Source organism: Arthrobacter sp. G119Y2, from assembly GCF_038069765.1.
Lineage (GTDB): Bacteria > Actinomycetota > Actinomycetes > Actinomycetales > Micrococcaceae > Arthrobacter_B.
In genome coordinates, this window is record NZ_JBBPFS010000005.1 from 138,994 (window position 1) to 159,734 (window position 20,741).

The 20,741-nt window shown below is 65.0% G+C and carries 18 protein-coding genes and 2 tRNA genes; 11 read left to right on the forward strand and 9 right to left on the reverse strand.

Annotated features, from left to right (window positions below):
- Positions 1 to 106: 106 nt before the first annotated feature.
- Positions 107 to 997 (reverse strand): acyl-CoA thioesterase, encoded by an 891-nt coding sequence (locus WKB88_RS12410; RefSeq protein ID WP_341394862.1) that lies wholly within the window; start codon positions 995 to 997, stop codon positions 107 to 109.
- A gap of 146 nt (positions 998 to 1,143) precedes the next feature.
- Here WKB88_RS12410 and WKB88_RS12415 point away from each other — a divergent pair, with 146 nt between their 5' ends.
- Together WKB88_RS12415 and WKB88_RS12420 are read left to right on the forward strand one after the other, a co-directional pair.
- A complete protein-coding gene (locus WKB88_RS12415) occupies positions 1,144 to 1,683 on the forward strand; it encodes an acyl-CoA thioesterase (RefSeq protein WP_341394863.1) in 540 nt (179 codons plus the stop codon).
- Positions 1,680 to 2,387 carry a hypothetical protein gene (locus WKB88_RS12420; RefSeq protein WP_341394864.1) on the forward strand — a complete coding sequence of 236 codons (708 nt, stop codon included), beginning with the start codon at positions 1,680 to 1,682 and terminating at the stop codon, positions 2,385 to 2,387. The genes WKB88_RS12415 and WKB88_RS12420 overlap by 4 nt, the downstream gene beginning before the upstream one ends.
- Positions 2,388 to 2,431: 44 nt before the next feature.
- On the opposite strand, the gene WKB88_RS12425 is transcribed toward WKB88_RS12420, so the two are convergent.
- Together WKB88_RS12425 and WKB88_RS12430 are read right to left on the reverse strand one after the other, a co-directional pair.
- Positions 2,432 to 2,881 (reverse strand): globin, encoded by a 450-nt coding sequence (locus tag WKB88_RS12425; protein WP_445818924.1) that lies wholly within the window; start codon positions 2,879 to 2,881, stop codon positions 2,432 to 2,434.
- Positions 2,882 to 2,916: 35 nt separating this feature from the next.
- The gene (locus WKB88_RS12430; RefSeq protein ID WP_341394865.1) at positions 2,917 to 3,657 is read right to left on the reverse strand and encodes a mechanosensitive ion channel family protein; all 741 of its coding nucleotides are present in this window, start codon (positions 3,655 to 3,657) and stop codon (positions 2,917 to 2,919) included.
- A gap of 96 nt (positions 3,658 to 3,753) precedes the next feature.
- Between WKB88_RS12430 and WKB88_RS12435 the strand changes: the two genes are divergently transcribed.
- Positions 3,754 to 4,758 carry an NAD-dependent epimerase/dehydratase family protein gene (locus tag WKB88_RS12435; protein ID WP_341394866.1) on the forward strand — a complete coding sequence of 335 codons (1,005 nt, stop codon included), beginning with the start codon at positions 3,754 to 3,756 and terminating at the stop codon, positions 4,756 to 4,758.
- Between the two features lie 12 nt (positions 4,759 to 4,770).
- On the opposite strand, the gene WKB88_RS12440 is transcribed toward WKB88_RS12435, so the two are convergent.
- Together WKB88_RS12440 and pepN are read right to left on the reverse strand one after the other, a co-directional pair.
- Positions 4,771 to 5,250 carry an OsmC family protein gene (locus WKB88_RS12440; protein WP_341394867.1) on the reverse strand — a complete coding sequence of 160 codons (480 nt, stop codon included), beginning with the start codon at positions 5,248 to 5,250 and terminating at the stop codon, positions 4,771 to 4,773.
- 167 nt (positions 5,251 to 5,417) lie between these two features.
- Positions 5,418 to 7,970, reverse strand: a complete 2,553-nt coding sequence (gene pepN / locus WKB88_RS12445) for an aminopeptidase N (RefSeq protein WP_341394868.1) — start codon at positions 7,968 to 7,970, stop codon at positions 5,418 to 5,420.
- 262 nt (positions 7,971 to 8,232) lie between these two features.
- Here pepN and WKB88_RS12450 point away from each other — a divergent pair, with 262 nt between their 5' ends.
- Both WKB88_RS12450 and WKB88_RS12455 read left to right on the forward strand, forming a co-directional pair.
- On the forward strand, positions 8,233 to 8,709 hold the full coding sequence (locus WKB88_RS12450; protein ID WP_341394869.1) for a ribose-5-phosphate isomerase: 477 nt from the start codon (positions 8,233 to 8,235) through the stop codon (positions 8,707 to 8,709).
- A gap of 16 nt (positions 8,710 to 8,725) precedes the next feature.
- Positions 8,726 to 9,613, forward strand: coding sequence for an Fpg/Nei family DNA glycosylase (locus tag WKB88_RS12455; protein ID WP_341394870.1), 888 nt, complete (start codon positions 8,726 to 8,728; stop codon positions 9,611 to 9,613).
- An 11-nt stretch (positions 9,614 to 9,624) separates the two neighbouring features.
- Here WKB88_RS12455 and WKB88_RS12460 read toward each other — a convergent pair whose 3' ends face one another.
- The 3 genes from WKB88_RS12460 to WKB88_RS12470 form a co-directional block, all read right to left on the reverse strand.
- Positions 9,625 to 11,355, reverse strand: a complete 1,731-nt coding sequence (locus WKB88_RS12460) for an HNH endonuclease (protein WP_341394871.1) — start codon at positions 11,353 to 11,355, stop codon at positions 9,625 to 9,627.
- A gap of 401 nt (positions 11,356 to 11,756) precedes the next feature.
- The gene (locus WKB88_RS12465; RefSeq protein ID WP_341394872.1) at positions 11,757 to 12,257 is read right to left on the reverse strand and encodes a Fur family transcriptional regulator; all 501 of its coding nucleotides are present in this window, start codon (positions 12,255 to 12,257) and stop codon (positions 11,757 to 11,759) included.
- Positions 12,258 to 12,402: 145 nt separating this feature from the next.
- A tRNA-Gly gene (locus WKB88_RS12470) sits at positions 12,403 to 12,473 on the reverse strand.
- Between the two features lie 140 nt (positions 12,474 to 12,613).
- Here WKB88_RS12470 and WKB88_RS12475 point away from each other — a divergent pair.
- The 6 genes from WKB88_RS12475 to WKB88_RS12500 all read left to right on the forward strand — a co-directional run bounded on the left by WKB88_RS12475 (position 12,614) and on the right by WKB88_RS12500 (position 17,933).
- Positions 12,614 to 12,687: transfer RNA gene (locus WKB88_RS12475), tRNA-Pro, on the forward strand.
- Positions 12,688 to 12,742: 55 nt separating this feature from the next.
- A complete protein-coding gene (gene tig / locus WKB88_RS12480; RefSeq protein ID WP_341394873.1) occupies positions 12,743 to 14,113 on the forward strand; it encodes a trigger factor in 1,371 nt (456 codons plus the stop codon).
- A 320-nt stretch (positions 14,114 to 14,433) separates the two neighbouring features.
- The gene (locus WKB88_RS12485) at positions 14,434 to 15,054 is read left to right on the forward strand and encodes an ATP-dependent Clp protease proteolytic subunit (RefSeq protein WP_152218864.1); all 621 of its coding nucleotides are present in this window, start codon (positions 14,434 to 14,436) and stop codon (positions 15,052 to 15,054) included.
- A 47-nt stretch (positions 15,055 to 15,101) separates the two neighbouring features.
- Entirely contained in the window at positions 15,102 to 15,773 is a 672-nt protein-coding gene (locus WKB88_RS12490) for an ATP-dependent Clp protease proteolytic subunit (protein ID WP_341394874.1), read from the forward strand.
- Between the two features lie 168 nt (positions 15,774 to 15,941).
- A complete protein-coding gene (clpX, locus tag WKB88_RS12495) occupies positions 15,942 to 17,234 on the forward strand; it encodes an ATP-dependent Clp protease ATP-binding subunit ClpX (protein WP_341394875.1) in 1,293 nt (430 codons plus the stop codon).
- Between the two features lie 84 nt (positions 17,235 to 17,318).
- Positions 17,319 to 17,933, forward strand: a complete 615-nt coding sequence (locus WKB88_RS12500) for a mycothiol-dependent nitroreductase Rv2466c family protein (RefSeq protein ID WP_341394876.1) — start codon at positions 17,319 to 17,321, stop codon at positions 17,931 to 17,933.
- A 107-nt stretch (positions 17,934 to 18,040) separates the two neighbouring features.
- Here the strand turns inward: WKB88_RS12500 and valS are convergent, their stop codons facing one another.
- Positions 18,041 to 20,683, reverse strand: a complete 2,643-nt coding sequence (gene valS / locus WKB88_RS12505; RefSeq protein WP_341394877.1) for a valine--tRNA ligase — start codon at positions 20,681 to 20,683, stop codon at positions 18,041 to 18,043.
- Positions 20,684 to 20,741 lie beyond the last annotated feature (58 nt).

A 20,741-nucleotide genomic window follows, 5' to 3' on the forward strand; every position in this document is an offset into this window, starting at 1 on the left:
CTCTCTTTGCCGCATCACGCAAAAGAACCCGCTCCGTGCACCGGAGCGGGTTCTTTTGTATGGGGTGAGCGGGGGCGTCCGGCGAAAGCCGGGGTGCCGGGGGTGCCTACGGCAGGTCCGGAACCCGCACCATGCCTTCCTGGGCCACGGTGGCAACGAGCTCGCCGGCGCGGTTGAAGATCCGGCCGCTGGCCAGGCCGCGGGCTCCCGAAGCGCTGGGGGACTCCTGGACGTACAGCAGCCAGTCGTCCACCCGCAGGGGCCGGTGCCACCACATGGCGTGGTCAAGGCTGGCGACGGACATGCCGCGGGTAGACCAGGCCAGCCCGTGGCGGCGCAGCACCGATTCGAGCAGGGTGTAATCGCTGGCATAGGCCAGCGCGGCACGCTGCAGGTTCTGGTCATCGGGCAGCGGACCGAAGGACTTCATCCAGACGGCGTTGCGGGCAACCTTGTCCGGTCCGGCCTCAAAGTACACCGGCTTTTCGACGTGCCGGATGTCCATCGGCCGCCGGTGCGACCAGGCCTTGGCGACCGGATGGTCAATTCCCCGGAGCAGCTCCGCGGTGGTTGGCAGGGATTCGGGATCGGGAATGCCCTCGGGCATCTCGACCTGGTGGTCCAAGCCCTCGCCTGGCTCCTGGAAGGACGCGATCATCGACAGGATGGGGACGCCGTTCTGGTAGGCATGGGTCCTGCGGGCAGAAAATGAGCGGCCGTCCCGCAACCGCTGGACACCGAAGGTGATGGGAACCTCGGTGTCTCCGGGACGGAGGAAATATCCGTGCATGGAGTGCATCAGACGGCCGGGCTCCACAGTGTTTGCCGCAGCGACGAGCGACTGTCCCAGGACCTGGCCGCCGAAGACCCGCTTCTGCGGTTCCGGCTGCGAACCGCCAACGAAGATGTCCTCGTCCGTCTGGGCACCGTCCGCAGGGCTGAGGTTCAGCAGGTTCAGCAGTGACGTGGTGGGGTCGACGGTGTCGTCTAGGGCCATGAGTGGTTAGTCTCCTCGGGCAAACTCAGCGGTGGGGAAGGACGCCGGCTGCGTGCCGGGCCCCTCTTCGAGATTAGACGCACCCGCAGGGAACCCCCAAGCCGGAGGTTTACGCGGTTGGCCCGCGGGTTTGAGAGGATGGGCTCATGCCTATCAATCGTTTTCCGGTCCAGCTGCGCTTCGGCGACGAGGATTCCAACGGACATGTGAACAACGTGCGCTTTGTCCAGTTCCTGGAGGAGGCGCGTGTGCGGCTCGGCCTGATGCCGCTGGGGGATCTGCTGTCGCCCGGTGACGGAGAGCAAAACTTCCGTTCTCTCACTGCGCAGTCCGGGATGGCCGTCGTGGCACGGCAGGAAATCGAGTACCTGGCGCCGCTGGTTTACCGGCAGGCACCCGTTTGGGTTGAGATTTGGGTCACCGGCATCGGCAGCTCCAGCCTCACCTACGGCTTCCGGATCGCCGACGACGACGGCGGGCGGGTTTATGCCCTTGCGCAGAGCACATTGGTGATGGCCGACGCGCAGAGCGGCCGTCCGCTGCCGTTGTCCGATCTGCAGGTCAAGGTTCTGGAAAGCTGGCGCGGCGAGGCGGTTCCGTTCCGGAGCGGCGCCGCGGGGCACACCCGGCCAACTGCTGCCGCGGAGGCAACTGCTGCCGCCGAGCCGAGCGGAGCAGGCCGATGACCGCCGGGATCGAAGGGGTTCCTGCAGCTCCCGCCGGGCTCGCTCTGGCCGACCCGCAGGTCACAGCGGACCTGCGCACGTTCGTGATCCGCGCCCGGGCGGCAGATGACGGAGCTGTGCGGCTGCAGGCTGTCGGCTCCGTGCTCGCTGCCTACGTGTGCGTGCTGCGGCCGCGTGCGCTGGGGGAGGACATCCCCACCGTTCTGGGCATGCGTACCATGCCGTTGGCGGAGCCGGCGCAGCTCGACACCGTGGTCTCCCTCGCCTCCGTTGCCGACCGGCTGGCCCGCATGGAGGCGGCCGATACCGTGCTCCCGGTGCCGCCCATGACGGTCACCGAGAGCTGGACGGGGGTGGGCGCTCCCCGCAGCGGATGGGAGCGGGGAGCAGATGTTCCCTTCAAACTGCTGGAGCAGGCGGCCCACCGGGGCATCCGGGAAGTGGCGGCGCTGGTTCCGACCAGTTCCGGTGCACCCGTAGTCAGCACCGCGCGGGGGGCCGTCTGGGGCCAGCGGCTGCCGGACACGGAAGCGGTCATACCGGCGGGGGCGGCATTCGCGGCACTGACGCTTGGCTTCCTCCCCACGGCGGACGACAGCGAATTCGGCGGGAACGCCGCCACCTTCCGTTCAGGGCGGTGGACCCGCCTGAGCATGCCGCGCGGACACGTATTGGTCCGCTCGGCGTCCGTGCTGGGCTTCTGACTCGATCCAGGGGATCCGGTTTAATCTGGGGATTCCGGCGTGGTTCAGGCGGAGTTCACCATGGAGTGGGCCGCCCGTTCCAGATAGTCCCAGAGGGTTGCTTCGTGCAGCGGGGACAGCTCCAGGGAATCGACGGCGGCGCGCATGTGATGCAGCCAGGCATCGCGGGCCTGGGGGCTGACGGTGAAAGGCATGTGACGCATCCGCAGCCTCGGATGCCCGCGCTGCTCCGAGTACGTCCGCGGACCGCCCCAGTACTGCTCCAGGAACAGCAGCAGGCGCTCCTTGGCATCCGTGAGGTCTTCCTCCGGGTACATGGGACGCATGAGGGGGTCCTCGGCGACGCCGTCGTAAAAGACGTTGACGAGCTTGACGAACGTCTCGTGCCCTCCGACCGCCTCGTAAAAGTTCTCGGTGTAGGCCGGCTGGGCAAATCCGGGCTGGCCGGAAAGCGGCAGCCGGGACGCTGCCGGCGCTACGGATGATACCGGCAGCGGAGGCCGGTTCTCGGAAGGTGTTGCCGGTGTGGTCACCGTGATTCTCCCTTGCTGGAGGCTGCGGACTGGGAAACCGGGGCGGCCGGCGCTGCCGCGGGCGCGGCAGCGGCAGGTGCCGAACCGGCGTCGGCGTCGGCGGCCGGACCCTGCTCCGGCTCTCCGGCCGACTCGTGGAAGTTGCCCTGCGACCGGTTGCCAACCTTTGCCAGCTCACCGTTGCGGATGTACCAAATGACGCCCCGGGCATCGACGATTCGCGTGATCCGGATGCCGACCGACTGGACGGTTCCAATGGTGTCGCCCACTTCAATCACGTCGCCGATGCCGTACTGGTCCTCGATGGTGATGAAGAACCCGGCCAGGGCGTCACGGATGAGCTCGCGTGCACCGAAACCGAGGGTAATGCCGACGATCCCCACACTGGCGATCAGCGGAGCAATATCCAGGCCAACGGCTCCGAGCACCATGATGATGACCACGGTCCAGATGCACAGGCTCACGGCACTGCGCAGGAGCGCGCCGATGGTGTCAGCACGCTGGGCACGGCGCTTCTTGTCCAGGTTGCGCATGACTGGCTGGGCCCATTTCAGCTTCGAGGAGCTGAAGAGGGCGTACCCCTTCTGCGCGCGCTGAACAACGCGGTTGATCAGGAATCTCGCGGCCGTCCAGACGAGCATGCCAACAACAATGATGATGCCGGCCTGGATCAGGCCCGACCAGTCAAAGTCCTCGATCGTAATGGACGACGTGTCAATTTCAGCGGCGGTCAGCAACGGACGGATACCGTCCCTTTCGTTTTTGGGAAGCGAGCTGCCGTGTTGGGAAGCAAGCTGCGGGCACAGACAAGGCTACCGGGATAGGCTCCGAACATGCGCATCCTTATTCTTGGCGGAACCGTCTTTCTCTCCCGTGAGGTCGCCCGGCAGGCCGTTGCCCGGGGCCACGACGTCACCTGTCTGGCGCGGGGGGAATCAGGCCCGCCCGTGACCGGTGCCGCTTTCGTAACTGCCGACCGCGACGCCGGGCCCGGCGCCTACGAACAGCTCGACGGCGGCTGGGACGCAGTGATCGACGTCGCCCGCAGGCCGCAGCAGGTACGGGAGGCGCTGCAGGCGCTGGCAGGTCAGAGCAGCCACTGGTCCTTCGTATCCAGTGCCTCCGTCTACGCCGCCCACGATGTCCCGGGTGCCGACGAAAGCGCTGGTTTGCTGGCACCGCTGGAGGCCGTCGACGGCGTTTACCCGGATCCGGCGGACAGCGAGTACGGCGAGGCGAAGGTCGCCTGCGAGAACCTGGTCAAGGAGCTGGGCCCGGCGAAGGTCCTGGTGACCCGCCCGGGCCTGATTGCAGGACCGGAAGATGACAGTGACCGCTTCGGGTACTGGCCGGCGCGGCTGGCCCAGGAACGCAGCCCGGTGCTGATCCCCTCCACCGCCGAAGTCATGACCCAGACCATTGACGTGCGCGACCTGGCGTTGTGGCTCGTCACCGGAGCCGAGGAGGCCCGAACCGGCAGCTTCAACACCATGGGGCCGTCCGTGCCCTTTGGTGAGTTGCTGACACTGTCTGCCGACGCATCCGGCTTCCACGGCAGTTACCGCAGTGCCGATCCCCAGTGGCTCCATGAGCAGGGGGTGGCGTACTGGGCCGGGAATGACTCCCTGCCGCTGTGGCTGCCGGAAGACGGTTACGACGGGTTTTCCACGCGGTCGAATGAGGCAGCGCTGGCGGCCGGGCTTACCCTGCGCCCGGTGGAACAGACGGTCCGCGACCTGCTGGAGGACGAACAGGAACGCGGGCTGTTCCGTGAGCGGAAGTCAGGACTGTCGGCGGCCCGGGAAACAGTCCTCCTGCAGGCCCTGGACACGGTGTAGTTCCTGCTGCAGTCAGCTCCCGGCCACGATAATTTCAGGCTTGTGCAGCACCGGGAAGTTCACGCTGCGCGCAATGAAGCACATCCGGTTGGCCTCCGCGTGCAGCTCATCCGCCGTAGTTGCCGGGTTCCCCGCTGCAACCGTCACCTTTGGGCGAAGCACGGCGCCGGTGAACTCGCCGCTGCCGTCCCGGTTCAGCCGAAGGGTGCCCTCGGCGTCGTCTGTATAGGCCAGGACGGTGATGCCGTTCTTCACTGCGACATGCAGGTAGGAGAGCATGTGGCACTGGGAGAGCGCAGTGAGCAGCAGCTGTTCCGGGTTCCAGCGGTCGCGGTCGCCGTGGAACGTGGGGTCAGCCGTTCCGGCGAGATCCGGCAGCCCGTCCGCCCGCACAATGTGGTCGCGGCCGTAGCTTCGGTAGCCGGAAGTGCCGGTTCCGCGGTTGCCCGTCCATTCCAGGGAAACGGCGTAGCTGTGTTCGGAGAGATTCATGGCGGCTGACCCTCTTTCCTGTGTTTGCGTTCGTGCCGGCGCTCACTGATGGACCTGCCGGCTGAAGGACCTGCTGACTGGAGGACCTGTTCAACCGTTCGGTCCTGTGCTCCGCGGTGTGCATGCTGCATGCCGCGGAGCACGGGACTGTGGTTTGCCGGTCCGGCCTACTTGTCGGCGGCCTGGGCCTTCAGGGCGCGGACCACGCCGTCGCGGCTTTCCAGAATGAGCCGGCGCAGCGAGGGCGCTTCGTCGCCCAGGGAATCCAGGAAGGCGTCCGTGGCATCCACTGTGGCCTGAGTCGTCAGCCGGGACGGGTAGAGGCCGGTGACGATCTGCTGCGCGATCTCGTGGGTCCGTGTGCTCCACACATCGCGTACGGCAGCGAAGTACTTCTCGGCGTAGGGCTCGAGCAGTGACGTGTCATGGACCCGGCTGAAGCCCACGATTGCCGAACGCTGGGCGGCGTTGGGCATATCGGTGCGCTCCACAATAGCTTCCCAGGCAGCTGCCTTGGCATCGGCGGAGGGAAGGGCAGCACGTGCCATGGCGGCGGCGAGCTGGCCGGTGGCCGTGGCATCCTTGTCCAGCTCGGCAGCGATGTCGGCTTCATCCATGCGACCGCCGGCCACTAGGCCTGTCAGCAGCTCCCACCGGAGGTCCGCGTCGATGTTCAGGCCTTCCAGCGTCTGGTCCCCGGACAGCAGCCCGGCCAGCGCGTCCAGATGTTCATCCGAGACGGCGTGGCCGGCGAAGGACTTCACAAACTGCAGCTGCGAATCGGATCCGGGTGCTGCCGCGCTGGCCAGTTCCCACAGGCTGTCCGCCGCAGCGGCGGTCATGGGCTCCCGGTCGGCCGGTGCAACGTAGAAGGCCAGGGTGGTTGCGAGCTGGCGCAGCAGGACCTGGACCACCGAGGAGTCGGACTCCGAGCCGATGTTCTGCAGCACCAGTTCCACATAGTTGCGGGCCGGGATCTCGCCGTCGCGCGTTGCGTCCCAGGCGGAGGCCCAGACCAGCGTACGGGGCAGGGACTCGGAGATGTCGCGCAGGCGGCGGACGGCCGTATGCTCCGACTTGTCGTCCAGACGGATCTTGGCGTAGGCCAGGTCATCGTCGTTCAGCAGCAGCAGGTCCGGACGCTGCCGGCCCACGAGCTCGGCGACCTCGGTCCGTTCGCCGTCAATATCCAGCTCCACCCGGTGCGTGCGGTGCAGCTTGCCGTCGTCGCCGCTGTCATAGAAGCCAATGGCGAGGCGGTGCGGGCGAAGCGTCGGGTACTCGGCCACGGCGCTCTGGAGCACGGCGAACGAGGTGATGGCGCCGTCGTCGTCCACTTCCAGCTCGGGGCGCAGCGTGTTCACGCCGGCGGTCTCCAGCCACAGCTCGGACCATTCCTTCAGATCGCGTCCGCTGGCCGCTTCCAGTTCCGAGAGCAGGTCCTTGAGCTCGGTGTTGCCCCAGGCATGCTTACCGAAGTACTCGCGCACGCCGGCCATGAACTGGTCCTGGCCTACCCAGGCGACAAGCTGCTTGAGGACCGAGGCGCCCTTGGCGTAGGTAATGCCGTCGAAGTTGACCTGCACGTCTTCCAAGTCGCGGATTTCGGCGACGATGGGGTGGGTCGTGGGCAGCTGATCCTGGCGGTAGGCCCAGGCCTTTTCCATGGAGGCGAAGGTGGTCCAGGACTGCTTGAATTCGGTGGCGTCGGCTGCGGCGAGCGTGGACATGAATTCGGCGAAGGACTCGTTCAGCCACAGGTCGTTCCACCAGCGCATGGTGACGAGGTCGCCGAACCACATGTGGGCCAGCTCGTGCAGGATGGTGACGGCGCGGCGTTCCACGGTGGCGTCGGGAACGCGGGAACGGAAGACGTAGCTTTCGAGGAACGTCACCGCTCCGGCGTTTTCCATGGCTCCGGCGTTGAACTCGGGGACGAAGAGCTGGTCATACTTCTCGAACGGGTACGGCGTGCCGAACTGCTTTTCGTAGAACTCGAAGCCCTGCCGGGTCAGTTCGAATACATTCTCCGCGTCCAGGTGCTGCATCAGCGACTTGCGGGCGAAAACGCCCAGCGGGATGACGCGGCCGTCAGAGCTGGTGAGTTCGCTGCGGACGGACTGGTACGGTCCGGCGATCAGCGCCGTGATGTAGGAGGAGATCCGCGGTGTCGGGTCGAAGGACCAGGTGGCGTTCTTTCCGGCTTCTTCCAAGGATCCGGCCGGAACCGGTTCCGGGGTGGGGGAGTTGGAAATGACGTCCCAGTGCGACGGCGCCGTCACCGTGAACCGGAAGGCGGCCTTCAGATCGGGCTGTTCAAAGACAGCGAACATGCGGCGGGAGTCAGGGACCTCGAACTGGGAGTAGAGGTACACCTCGTTGTCCACCGGGTCCACAAAGCGGTGCAGGCCCTCGCCCGTGTTCATGTAGAAGGCTTCGGCCTCGACAACGAGTTCGTTGGAAGCGGCGAGGTTGGGCAGCTGGATGCGTACGCCGTCGGACACTTCCCCGACATTCAGATCTACGCCGTTCAGCGTGATGCGGTGTATGGACGCGGTGACGGCGTCGATGAAGGTGGAAGCGCCCTGCCGCGCGGAGAACCGAACCACGGTGGTGCTTCCGAAGACCTCGTCTCCGCGCGTGAGGTCAAGATTCACGTCATAGGAATCGACACTGATCAGTTCTGCGCGTTCACGGGCTTCTGAGCGCGTGAGATTCATACCTGGCAAGGTGTTGCCTTTCCAATATGCGAAGGGGTGTCTGCCGTCCCGTGGAAATCGGCTTGACGACTTATAACAATTGCAACATTGTCTCACTGGTTGGTGCTTAGGAAAGAAAGGAACGGCAGATTTGCGGGAGAAAAATAGGGCCTTCTCCTGTGGCCGGCCGGTCCAGGCAGCTGTGTGACGCATTATTTGTGCCTACCGGACACCGGCTAGGCTGGAACCGCAGGATTTCCCCACCACACGAAACGGATGGAACATGCGCGTCCACATTGCTACCGACCACGCGGGCATGGAACTCAGTGCCCACCTTCTGGCCCACCTCCGCAACAAGGGCTACGACATGGTGGACCACGGTCCGCAGGTCTACGACGCAGAGGATGACTATCCCGCATTCTGCATCGCGGCTGCCGAGGCAGTGGTGGTCGATCAGCAGAGCGGCGTCGAGGCTTTGGGCATTGTGCTGGGAGGCTCCGGCAACGGGGAGCAGATTGCTGCCAACAAGGTTCGCGGCGTCCGTGCGGCACTGGCCTGGAATCTGTCGACCGCGAAGCTGGCCCGTGAGCATAACAACGCCAACGTAGTCGCCGTTGGCGGCCGCCAGCACACTGTCGAAGAAGCCACGGAGATTATCGAGGCTTTCCTGGCCGAGCCTTACAGCAACGCCGAGCGCCACAACCGCCGGATCGCGAAGATCGCCGAATACGAAACCACCGGAACCATCGCGGTCCCGTGATGCCCGAGGTGTACTGATGCCGGAAGGGCATTCGATTCACCGGCTGGCCCGGCAGTTCAACTCGGTGTTTTCCGGCCGGCGGCTTGAAGTATCCAGCCCGCAGGGGCGCTTCGCTGCCGGAGCTGCGCGGCTGGACGGGCACGTCCTCGTCAACGCTGAGGCACATGGCAAGCAGCTTTTTCTTGCCTTCGACAACGATCTGTTCCTGCGCATCCACCTTGGGCTGTACGGAGCCTTCGATTTTGGCGGCGACTCGAGCTTCCTCGGTGCTTCCAGCATTGGTGCGCCCCGGAAAGTGGGGGAGCGGGAGATTGCCTCCGACGACGACGGCGTCGCGTATGCCGGTCCGCCCGTCCCCAAAGGTGCTGTCCGCGTAAGGATGGTTTCGCCGAACGGGTGGGCGGACCTTCGCGGACCCACGGCGTGCGAAGTAATAACCGAGGCCGAGAAGTCTGCCGTCGTTGCGCGCCTCGGGCCGGATCCGTTGCAGGACGGCGCGGATTCTGCGGAGTTCTCCGCCCGGTTGCGGCGGCGCGGTTCGCCGGTGGGCCTGCTGCTGATGAATCAGGAGATCCTGGCCGGAGTGGGGAATGTTTACCGTGCCGAAGTGCTTTTCCGGCAGCGGCTCTCTCCCTGGCGGCTGGGCAAAGCCGTGGGTGAAGACGAGGCGGCAGCACTGTGGGCGGACATAGTTAAGGTCATGAACGACGGCGTGGCGCAGGGCCGGATCATCACGACTCTTCCCGCTGATCGGCAGAGCGACGACGAGCCCGTACCCCGGGAGGACGCCCATTACGTTTACCAGCGCACGGGCCTGCCCTGCAGGAAATGCGGAACGACGGTTGCCGGCACTGAAATGGGGGCCCGGAAGCTCTACTGGTGCCCCGTCTGCCAGGCGCGCTGATCCAAGCATTCTTAGGATGCCGGCAAATTCGGCAGATTCGGCGTTGCTGAACGGAGCTTCGGCGCAGTGGAGCGGTAGGTGTGTCCGGTGGGTGTCCTGGTGAGAACTGTGTGCCGTTCCGGCGGCGGTGTCCAGGCAGCGGCAACTTCAACGTGTGCTTCCCAGCCTGGTGCTTCCTTGGCCTGGTTGCAGGCCTGGCACAGGCCCTGGATGTTCTCCGCGCTGGTGGGCCCGCCTTCGCGGACGGGCTGAACGTGGTCGTAGTGTCGGATGGGTGCTCCGCACCACGGGGTCCGGCAAACCTGGTCCCGTGCGGCGATCAGTCGGGCCAGGCCGCGGGGTACCAGCCGGGCTCGGGAATCCATCGCGGTGAGCTGTCCGGTGTCCGGTGTGACGTAGAGGCGGCGGAGCCAGACTTCGGTCCGCGGATCCGGGCGGGCCGGAGGCGTACCCCAACAGGTGCCTGTACTTTCGGCTGGATGGCCATCAGGTCTGCCAGCCGGGCGTCCCGGATCTCCCCGGCCTCCCGGACTTCCCGGGCTTCCCGGGCTATTCGTGTCATCCCTACGACCCGGTTCCGATTCCGATTCCGGGTTTGGTCCGCGGATCAAGTCCCTGGCCCACTGCGCCGGAACGATCCCGTAACCGGCCAGAATCGCCGGTTCCGCCCCGGCCGGGACAAAGGAGCCTGCGGCTTCCACTGACTCTCGGTCCCGGCTTTGCCCCTGTTCCTGCTCGCGTTCCTGTTGCTGCTCGCGTTCCTGTTGCTGCGCCTTTTCCTGGTGCCGTTCGTGTTTCCGCTGGGCCTTGTCTTCCTGCGGCAGGATTCCGTCTTCCGGCGGCAGGATTCCGTGCAGCAGAGCCTGATCCGTCATGATCAGCTGCACCTCAACCCGGACATCCTCCGCCCGAGCCTGCCCGGTGGTGCGTTCCACGAACGTGTCGGCCATGATCTGGCCCTTCGACCGGGGGTCCCCGGTTGCCCGGAGCCGGTCCGCTTCCCGCGTCAGGGCCGCATACACGCCCACTCCCTGGGATACCGGCAGCAGGGCCGTCACCCACGTCATGGTGTCCGGCGCCGGCCGGCAGGACACAAACCGCTCCGAGACCGCATGCGCAGCACGCTTCACCACCGCATGCGGATCCAGACCGTAGGACAGGGACTTGATCCTCGCGATCAGCTGCCGGTCCCCGAGCTGCTCCAACTCACCCGGATCCCCGGCCACCAGTTCATCAACCCTTTGCCGGTCGGCCAGGGACAGGCAGGCGGTCTCCCGGACCAGGACCGTGGCCCGCCACTCACTGATCACCCCGATAGTCAGCGCGTGCAGGGTATGGGGCATTTCCGTGGTGAGGATCCGGGCCAGGCCCAGCAGCTTCGCCCCGTTGTGCGGGGACTCCCGCCGGGCCAGGGCGATCTGCGCGGCAACACCCTTCCCCAGCTGATCAGCCTTCAGCCCGGCGGCGGCCTGGGCGGTGCGGATGGAAGCATCAAAGGCAGCCGCGGCACGGGCCTGCGCAGCCGTGATGACATTCTTGAGGTCCTCCAGAGCACGGATCTCATCGATCAGCCGCACCCGCTCCGCCGTCTCCAGCGCCGCAGGGTTCCCTGCCGGTTCGAACGCTGCCGGGCACTTGGCGGGTTCCGAAGCTTTCGCCGATCCCGCTGTTGCCGGAGAGCCGGCAGTAGTGGCCGCTTCGCTTCGGGTGACTTCGTCCTCAACAGCTGGGGAGTAGTACATATCTTCCATTTTAGTGAGATAGACCACTGTTTTCGGGGAATCAGCCTACCGGTCACCTACTCGACTTGTCCGAGAAAATACTCCCGCATCGATTCGTATGGATTCGGGGCTGTCCGGGTTGCTTGGAGCGACCCGGGTTGCTTGGAGCGGCGGCGGGAAGCTGGCGGTCGTCTGGTCTCAGAACCGCCTTGGACAGGGGAATGCGACAGGGGAGTGCGACAGGGGAGGGCTCAGTGCCGGTTCAGGGCTCAGCGCCGGTTCAGGGAGGCGAAAGAGGAGGAGGTTACGGGACGCCGTCGTATGTCTAAGCCAGACGAACCGGACCACAAGAGCCGATACAGCCGTTCTGCGTCAGGGAAGAGTTGTGCGAAGAGAAAGCGCTTTAGGCCGACAGCTTCGCTTTAGGCCGGCAGCTTCAGGCAGCCGGCACAGGTTCCCCGCAGCACCACCTGTGCGGAATCCACGCGCGCTCCGGGGATTTCGATATCCAGCAGCGGCGGTACTTCGCTGCCTGAGGGAACGTCGGTAATGGTCCCGCACTCCCGGCAGAGGAAATGGTGGTGGTCTCCGCCGTTCAGCTCGTACAGGGTGGTTCCGGGTCCGGCCTGCACCACCTGGACGAGTCCCGCGTCCACCAGCGCCCGCAGGGCGTTGTAGACACTTGTGCGCTGAACACCCCCGCCGTCCACTGCCAGCATTCCCGCCAGATCGTCCGCCGACCTGTGGCCGCCAGACGCTGCGAGGGCCCGGTAGACGTCCAGACGGGGAATGGTGGCGCGGAGGCCTTCCCGGCGCAGTGCCGCACTCACCTGGTCCGCGGTCAGCGGCAACCCGGTGGAGCTTGTTGGAGCTTCGGGCTGGGGCATCTCGTTCACCTCCGCGGAGCTGGTGGGCTGGATCATGGAAAAGTCTAACGGTCCCGGGGGAGCGGGAAGCGGAAGGCGCAGGGGGTGCAAACAAGAGTGGACAAGGCCGGGCAAAGAAAAAGGCCCCCCGCAGAAGCGGAGGACCCTTTCGAAGCCGGCTGCTGCCGGTTATATTTTGCAGAGGGGATGACGGGAATCGAACCCGCGTGATCAGTTTGGAAAACTGAGGCTCTACCATTGAGCTACATCCCCGGCGCCCTAAGGCAGGTTTTACCTTAGCACGGGAAATCAGCGGTTCGGTAATCCAATCCCGAACCACACCTGAGGGAGGGCCGGGCCACACTCAATTGTGCACAAGGCCCTGCATGCCGGTAGGCTGTCAGGTGCACTGACGGGGTGTAGCTCAGCTTGGAAGAGCGCCTGCTTTGGGAGCAGGAAGTCGCAGGTTCAAATCCTGTCACCCCGACTCTGTAGTACACATGGTGCAGACCCAATCCCAGAACCCTCAGGAGAACTACGCTGTGAAGAGCGCTGTAGAAAACCTCACACCCACGCGGGTAAAGCTCGTTGTCGAAGTTCCGTTTGAGGAATTGAAGCCGAGCATCGAAGAGGCCTACAAGACCATCGCCACCCAGGTGCAGGTGCCTGGCTTCCGCAAGGGCAAGGTCCCCAACAGGCTCATCGACCAGCGCGTCGGCCGCGGCTACGTTCTGGAAACCGCCATCAATGACGGCCTGAACGGTTTTTACCAGGAAGCTGTATCGGAAACGGGTATCCGTCCGATGAGCCGCCCCGAGGTTGAAATCAGCGAAGTTCCGGACCCGGCAACCGACGAGGGCCAGCTGGTCTTCAACGTCGAGCTGGACATCCGCCCGGAAATCGAACTCCCGGACTACTCCGGCCTCGAGGTCACCGTCGAGCCGGCTGAAGCCTCCGACGACGACGTCACCAAGGCACTGGACGAACTGCGCGGCCGCTTCGGCACGCTCAAGAGCGTTGACCGTCCCGCCGCCGACGGCGACTTCCTCACCATGGATCTCGTTGCCAAGGTTGGCGACGAGGAAATCGATTCCGCTGCAGACCTTTCCTACCAGGTAGGCGCAGGCACCATGCTCGAGGGTATGGACGAAGCAGTCACCGGCCTGTCCGCTGACGAATCGGCAACCTTCGAGACGAAGCTGGCCGGCGGCGAGCACGCCGGCGAAGACGCCACCGTCACGGTGACCGTCAAGGCTGTCAAGGAGCGCGAGCTTCCCGAGGCCGACGACGACTTCGCCCAGCTGGCCAGCGAATTCGACACCATCGAAGAACTTCGCGAAGACCTGACCAAGCGCGCAGCAGAGTCCAAGCTGATGGAGCAGGGCGTCGAGGCCCGCGACAAGGTCCTGGAGAAGCTGCTGGAAATGATCGAGGTTCCGGTTCCGGAGTCCGTCATCGAAGAGCAGCTGGAGCAGCACTTCAGCTCGGAGAGCGCGCAGTCCCAGGGCGAAGACCACGACACCGAAGAGCACCGCGCCGAAGTTCGCGAGAACACCGCAGCTGCCTTCAAGAACGAAATCATCCTTGACGCTGTTGCCGACAAGGAAGAGGTAGGTGTCAGCCAGAACGAGCTGATCGACTACATCGTCTCCGCTGCCGGCCAGTACGGCATGGATCCGAACCAGTTCGCCCAGCTGATTGACCAGAGCGGCCAGGTCCCGATGATGGTTGGCGAAGTCCGCCGCCGCAAGGCCCTTGCCAAGGTCCTCGAGCAGGCCAAGGTCACCGACACCGCAGGCGTTGAGATCGACCTCAGCGACTTCGTCCGCCCCGCCGGCGAAGAAGCACCCGCTGCGGAAGCCGAAGCCCCCGAGGCCGAGGTTGCCGAAGAGTCCAAGGGCGACAAGGCATAATTTCCCCTCCGGGAGAAAACTGATTCACCGATGTGCGCCGCTTGCCCGAAAGGGCGGGCGGCGCCGTCGTTTAACCGGTGCTGAACGGAGTGCACGCGAGGCACCGGCTGCCGCTGGCCCTGTGATTTGCCCTTCTGCAGGCTGTGACGGGCATCGTGCGCCGTCAGCGAACAGCCCGCAAATCGGGAGCAGATCGCTGCCCTGACAGGTTAGTGTCCTAGGAGAGATAAACGGCGGGACCAGCTGACGCGGTTAGCGGTTCTGTACCCCGCCAGAGCGAGAGGTCACTCAGTATGGCAATTGCACCCAACACACCCACAATGGCAACGGTGGACCCGGCGAGCCGGGACGACTACATCTACAATCGTCTGCTGCGCGAGCGGATCATTTGGTTGGGCTCGGAAGTGCGTGACGACAACGCCAACGCCATCTGCTCTCAGCTGCTGCTGCTCTCCGCAGAGGATCCCGACAAGGATATCTTCCTGTACATCAACTCTCCCGGCGGATCCGTGACGGCCGGCATGGCCATCTACGACACGATGCAGTTCATCCCGAACGACGTCGTCACCGTGGCAACGGGCCTGGCCGCCTCCATGGGACAGTTCCTGCTCTCCTCCGGCACCAAGGGCAAGCGCTACGCAACGCCCCACGCCCGCATCCTCATGCACCAGCCTTCCGGCGGCATCGGCGGCACCGCTTCCGATATCCGCATCCAGGCAGAACTGATTCTTCACATGAAGCAGGTCATGGCCGAACTGACGGCTGAGCAGACCGGCCAGACTGTCGAGACCATCCTGAAGGACAACGACCGCGACAAGTGGTTCACGGCCCAGGAAGCACTGGAGTACGGCTTCTTTGACAAGATCTCCGCACACGCCGGCGGCGTCACCGGCGGCGGCGGAACTGACCAGGACAAGGGCGCAGCCCCGGTCGAGGACTAACGCTTCCTCCCAAGCCAGCGCACCTTTTTAGACTTCAGGAGTATTCAATGAACACCAATTTCGGAACCGCAGGCGGATCCGCGCCGCAGATGCCGTCCAGCCGGTACGTGCTGCCGCAGTTCGAGGAGCGCACGCCCTACGGCTTCAAGCGCCAGGACCCCTACACCAAGCTGTTCGAGGACCGCATCATCTTCCTGGGTGTCCAGGTTGACGACGCCTCGGCAGACGATGTGATGGCCCAGCTGCTGGTGCTTGAGTCCAGTGACCCGGACCGCGACATCACCCTGTACATCAACTCCCCGGGCGGCTCGTTCACGGCCATGACGGCCATTTACGACACCATGCAGTACATCCGTCCCGAAATCCAGACGGTCTGCCTGGGCCAGGCTGCCAGTGCCGCAGCCGTGCTGCTGGCCGCAGGTACGCCGGGCAAGCGCCTGGCCCTGCCGAACGCCCGCGTCCTGATCCACCAGCCCGCCCTCGGCGGCGGCGAGCGTGGACAGGCATCGGACCTGGAAATCCAGGCCGCCGAGGTCATGCGCATGCGCACCTGGCTGGAAGACACGCTGGCACTGCACTCGAACCACACGTCCGAGGAAGTGAACCGGGACATCGAACGCGACAAGATCCTCACCGCTGCCAGTGCCCTGGAGTACGGACTGATCGACCAGGTCCTTGACTCCCGCAAGATCAAGACACCGGCGATCAACCGGATGTGACGCTTTCGAAAGGCCCGTGGCGCGGAAATACGCACCACGGGCCTTTCGGTGGCTGAATCGCCGGGCCAATTGTCCTAGAGTGGAGCATGGCTGACTGGCATCAGTTCGTCCCGCACGGGACGGATGCCGGCGCTGTTGGAACGATGGACCATTTAAGGGGACTGAATTATGGCTCGCATTGGTGAGAGCACCGATCTGCTCAAGTGCTCTTTCTGTGGAAAAAGCCAGAAGCAGGTCCGCAAGCTCATTGCCGGCCCCGGAGTCTACATCTGCGACGAGTGCATTGACCTGTGCAACGAGATCATCGAAGAGGAGCTCTCCGAAGTAGCGGATCTGGGCACGTTTGAGCTGCCCAAGCCGCGGGAGATCTTTGATTCCCTGCAGGAATACGTGATCGGCCAGGAACCTGCCAAGCGTTCCCTCGCCGTCGCCGTCTATAACCATTACAAGCGCATCCAGGCCGGCCACGCCCCGCGCAACACCGGAAACCTCTCCGACGCCGTCATGTCGGATGAAGTGGAGATCGGCAAGTCCAACATCCTGCTGATCGGTCCCACGGGCTGCGGAAAGACCTACCTCGCCCAGACCCTGGCCCGCCGGCTGAACGTACCCTTCGCCGTCGCGGATGCCACTGCTCTCACGGAAGCCGGCTACGTCGGTGAGGACGTGGAGAACATCCTGCTCAAGCTCATCCAGGCCGCCGACTACGACGTCAAGAAGGCTGAGCAGGGCATCATCTACATCGACGAGATCGACAAGATCTCGCGCAAGAGTGAAAACCCGTCCATCACCCGCGACGTCTCCGGTGAAGGCGTGCAGCAGGCCCTGCTGAAGATCCTTGAAGGCACGGTGGCCTCCGTTCCGCCGCAGGGCGGCCGCAAGCATCCGCACCAGGAATTTATCCAGATCGACACCACCAACGTGCTGTTCATCGTGGCCGGCGCCTTTGCGGGGCTGGAAGAAATCATCGGCTCCCGGTCCGGCCGCAAGGGCATCGGTTTCGGCGCCCCGCTGAACGAGAACGCCAAGGAAGCCGATTCCTACGCCGACGTTATGCCCGAAGACCTGCTGAAGTTCGGCCTGATCCCGGAATTCATCGGCCGCCTTCCCGTCATCACCACCGTTTCCAGCCTGGACCGGACCGCGCTGATCCGGATCCTGACCGAGCCGAAGAACGCGCTGGTCAAGCAGTTCCAGAAGATGTTCCAACTCGACGGCGTTGAGCTCACCTTTGAGCCTGCCGCCCTGGACGCCATCGCCGACGCCGCGCTGTCCCGCGGCACCGGCGCCCGCGGGCTGCGAGCCATCCTCGAAGAAGTGCTGCTGCCGGTCATGTTCGACCTGCCCAGCCGTGACGACGTAGCCACCGTGGTCATCACCGAGGAAGTTGTCACGCAGAAGGCCGAGCCCACGCTGATCTCCCAGGCCGTCGCCACAAAACGGCGGAACAAATCAGCCTAGACCGCGGTTGGCTCCGGTAACTGCTGCTTGCACCGGCAAGCCCGCGGCGGGCTGCGGCCCGCATAACCCTTGAAGGAGTATGCCTTGACCTCACCCGACGCTGCGAAAGCCGATTTCTGGTTCGATCCGATGTGCCCGTTTGCCTGGGTCACGTCGCGCTGGATGGACGAAGTGGAGACGGTACGCGATGTCAGCACAGACTGGCACGTCATGAGCCTGTCCGTCCTGAATGAAGGCCGCGACCTGCCGGAGGCCTACCAGGAACGGATGAAGGCTGCCTGGGGCCCGGTTCGTGTCATCACCGCTGCCGCCGAACTGCACGGGGACGAGTACATCAAGAAGCTGTACGACGCGATGGGCACCCGGATTCACATCGGCGGATACGAGGATTTCGCCGTCGTCATCCGCGAGGCGCTGGAAGAGGTTGGCCTGCCCGCCGAGCTCGCCAAGTATGCAGACACGGACGAGTACGACGTCCAGCTCCGTGCCTCGCACCAGGAAGGCATCTCCAAGGTGGGCGACGACGTCGGAACCCCCGTGGTGGCCTTCAACGGTACCGCCTTCTTTGGGCCGGTGCTGACGCGGATCCCGCGGGGAGAGGAAGCAGGCCGGATGTTCGACGGCGCACTCATGCTGGCCTCGAACCCCGCCTTCTTCGAAATCAAGCGCAGCCGCACGGAGAGCCCCCAGTTCGACTAAGCGGCACCGCCAGGCGCCGATAATTCAAATAATCACAGTTGTTAACAGGGAGAACGCCCGGCCGGAATCCGGCCGGGCGTTCTCCCTTACCTGCTGCCTTCGGCTAGTTACTCAGCGGCCGGAACCGGCTCCACGGGTGCCAGCTCAACGCCGGAGACAGTGAGTTCGCCGTCGCCCGCTGCCAGGGAGAGCTCACGCACGTTGCCGGCTGCCTTCAGGTCGGCGAGCCCGGCCTGCAGCTGTGCCACCTGGGCAGCTGACGCCGTGACAGTTGCGGTGAGGACCTCGGTGCGCTGCTTGACCTTGGCTTCGGACTTCGCCTTGCGGATGCCGCCCAGTGCGGTGGCAACCGTGGCCAGGATGCCGGCGTCGGCCTCCGCCACGGCTGCGGACAGCGCATCGACGTTCGGCCACGGCGCGCGGTGCACCGAGCCGTGGCGCCACCAGCCCCACACCTCTTCGGTGGCGAAGGGCAGGAACGGAGCGAACAGACGCAGGAGGGCATCCAGCGTGGTGGCCAGTGTGGCCAGCACGGAGGCCTGCTCCTCGGGGCCGGAGGCACCGTAGGCGCGGTCCTTGATCAGCTCCACGTAGTCATCGGTGAAGGACCAGAAGAAGGACTCGGTCAGCTGCAGCGCCTTGGCGTAGTCGTAGCTTTCGAAGGCCTTGGTGGAGGTCTTCACCACTTCGGCCAGCTGCTTGAGCAGCGCGGAGTCCAGGTCGTTGGTGATCACCGAGGTGTCCGCGGTGACCACGTTGGCCTCCGTGGCGCCCAGGTTCAGCACGAACTTGGAGGCGTTGAGCAGCTTGATCGCCAGGCGGCGGCCGATCTTCATCTGCGCAATCTCGTAGGCCGTGTCGGCACCCAGCTTGGCCGATGCGGCCCAGTAACGGACCGCGTCGGAGCCGTAGTCGTTGAGCACGTCGGTGGGGACCACCACGTTGCCCTTGGACTTGGACATCTTCTTGCGGTCCGGGTCCAGGATCCAGCCGGAGATTGCTGCGTGCTTCCACGGCGCGGCGTGGTTCAGCGCATCAGCGCGGACCACGGAGGAGAACAGCCAGGTCCGGATGATGTCGTGTCCCTGCGGGCGCAGGTCAAACGGGAACACCTTGGCGAAGAGGTCCTCGTCGCGGCTCCAGCCGCCCACAATCTGCGGCGTCAGGGAGGAGGTGGCCCAGGTGTCCAGCACGTCGGCGTCACCCACAAAGCCGCCCGGCTGGTTGCGCTGGGACTCTTCGTAGCCCGGAGCCGGCTCGGCAGCGGGGTCTACGGGCAGGGACTCGGATGCCGGCAGCACCGGGTTGTCGTAGTCCGGGTTGCCGGAGGCATCCAGCGGGTACCAGACCGGAACGGGGACGCCGAAGAAACGCTGGCGCGAAACGAGCCAGTCACCGTTCAGCCCTTCAATCCAGTTTTCGTAGCGTGAACGCATGAACGCGGGGTGGAAATCGATCTCCTTGCCGCGGGCGATCAGGCGTCCGCGGCGGTCCTCGTCGCGTCCGCCGTTGCGGATGTACCACTGGCGGCTGGTGACAACCTCAAGCGGCTTGTCACCCTTTTCAAAGAAGTTCACCGGGTGGGTGATCTTCTTCGGCTCGCCTTCGAGGTCTCCGCTTTCGCGCAGCATCCCGACGACGGCTTCCTTGGCGCTGAACACAGTCTTCGCGGCCACGGCGGCGTAGTTTTCCTTGGCCTTTTCCGTGGTGATCCACTCCGGGGTGTCCGCGAGCAGGCGGCCGTCACGGCCGACGACGGCGCGGGTGGGCAGGTTCAGTTCCCGCCACCAGGTGACGTCGGTCTGGTCGCCGAAGGTGCAGATCATGGCGATGCCCGAGCCCTTGTCCGGCTTGGCCAGCGGATGCGCGCGGACCTCGACCTCGACGTCGAACAGGGGGGACTTCACCGTGGTGCCGAAGAGGCGCTGGTAGCGCTCGTCGTCGGGGTGTGCCACCAGGGCCACGCAGGCAGGCAGCAGTTCCGGGCGGGTGGTCTCGATGAAGATCTTCTCGCCGTCGGGGGCGTGGAAGCTGATCCGGTGGTAGGCGCCGGCCTGCTCGCGGTCCTCAACCTCGGCCTGGGCCACGGCGGTGCGGAAGGTGACGTCCCAGAGAGTGGGAGCCTCCGACATGTAGGCGTCGCCGGCCTTGAGGTTCTCCAGGAAGGCGCGCTGGCTGACGGCGCGCGAGTTGTCATCGATGGTGCGGTACGTGCGGGTCCAGTCCACGGACAGACCGAGCGTGGAGAAGAGGTCCTCAAAGACCTTCTCATCCTCCACAGCCAGTTCTTCGCACAGCTCGATAAAGTTCCGGCGGGAGATGACGTCGAAGTCGCGCTGGTTCTTGGGCGCGGTGGCCGGCGGGCGGTAGTCGGGATCATACGGCTTGGTGGGATCGCAGCGGACGCCGTAGTAGTTCTGCACCCGGCGCTCGGTGGGCAGGCCGTTGTCGTCCCAGCCCATCGGGTAGAACACGTTCTTGCCGGTCATCCGCTGATAGCGGGCCATCACGTCGGTCTGGGTGTAGGAGAACATGTGTCCCACGTGCAGTGAGCCGGAGGCCGTGGGCGGGGGAGTGTCGATGGAGTAGACGTCCTCGCGGACCGTGTCTTCGTTGAACGCGTACGTTCCCTCTTCGCGCCAGCGGCGGCTCAGGGTTGCTTCAAGGCCCTCGAGGGCGGGCTTGTCGGGGACGGATACGGTCTTGGGTGCGTTGTCGGGCGTGTCTGTGCCCGGAAAGTTTTCAGCCATGGTTCCATTCTTCCACGCGGGAGGTATGGCCTGCGGCACGTGCCTGTCCTTTCACCAC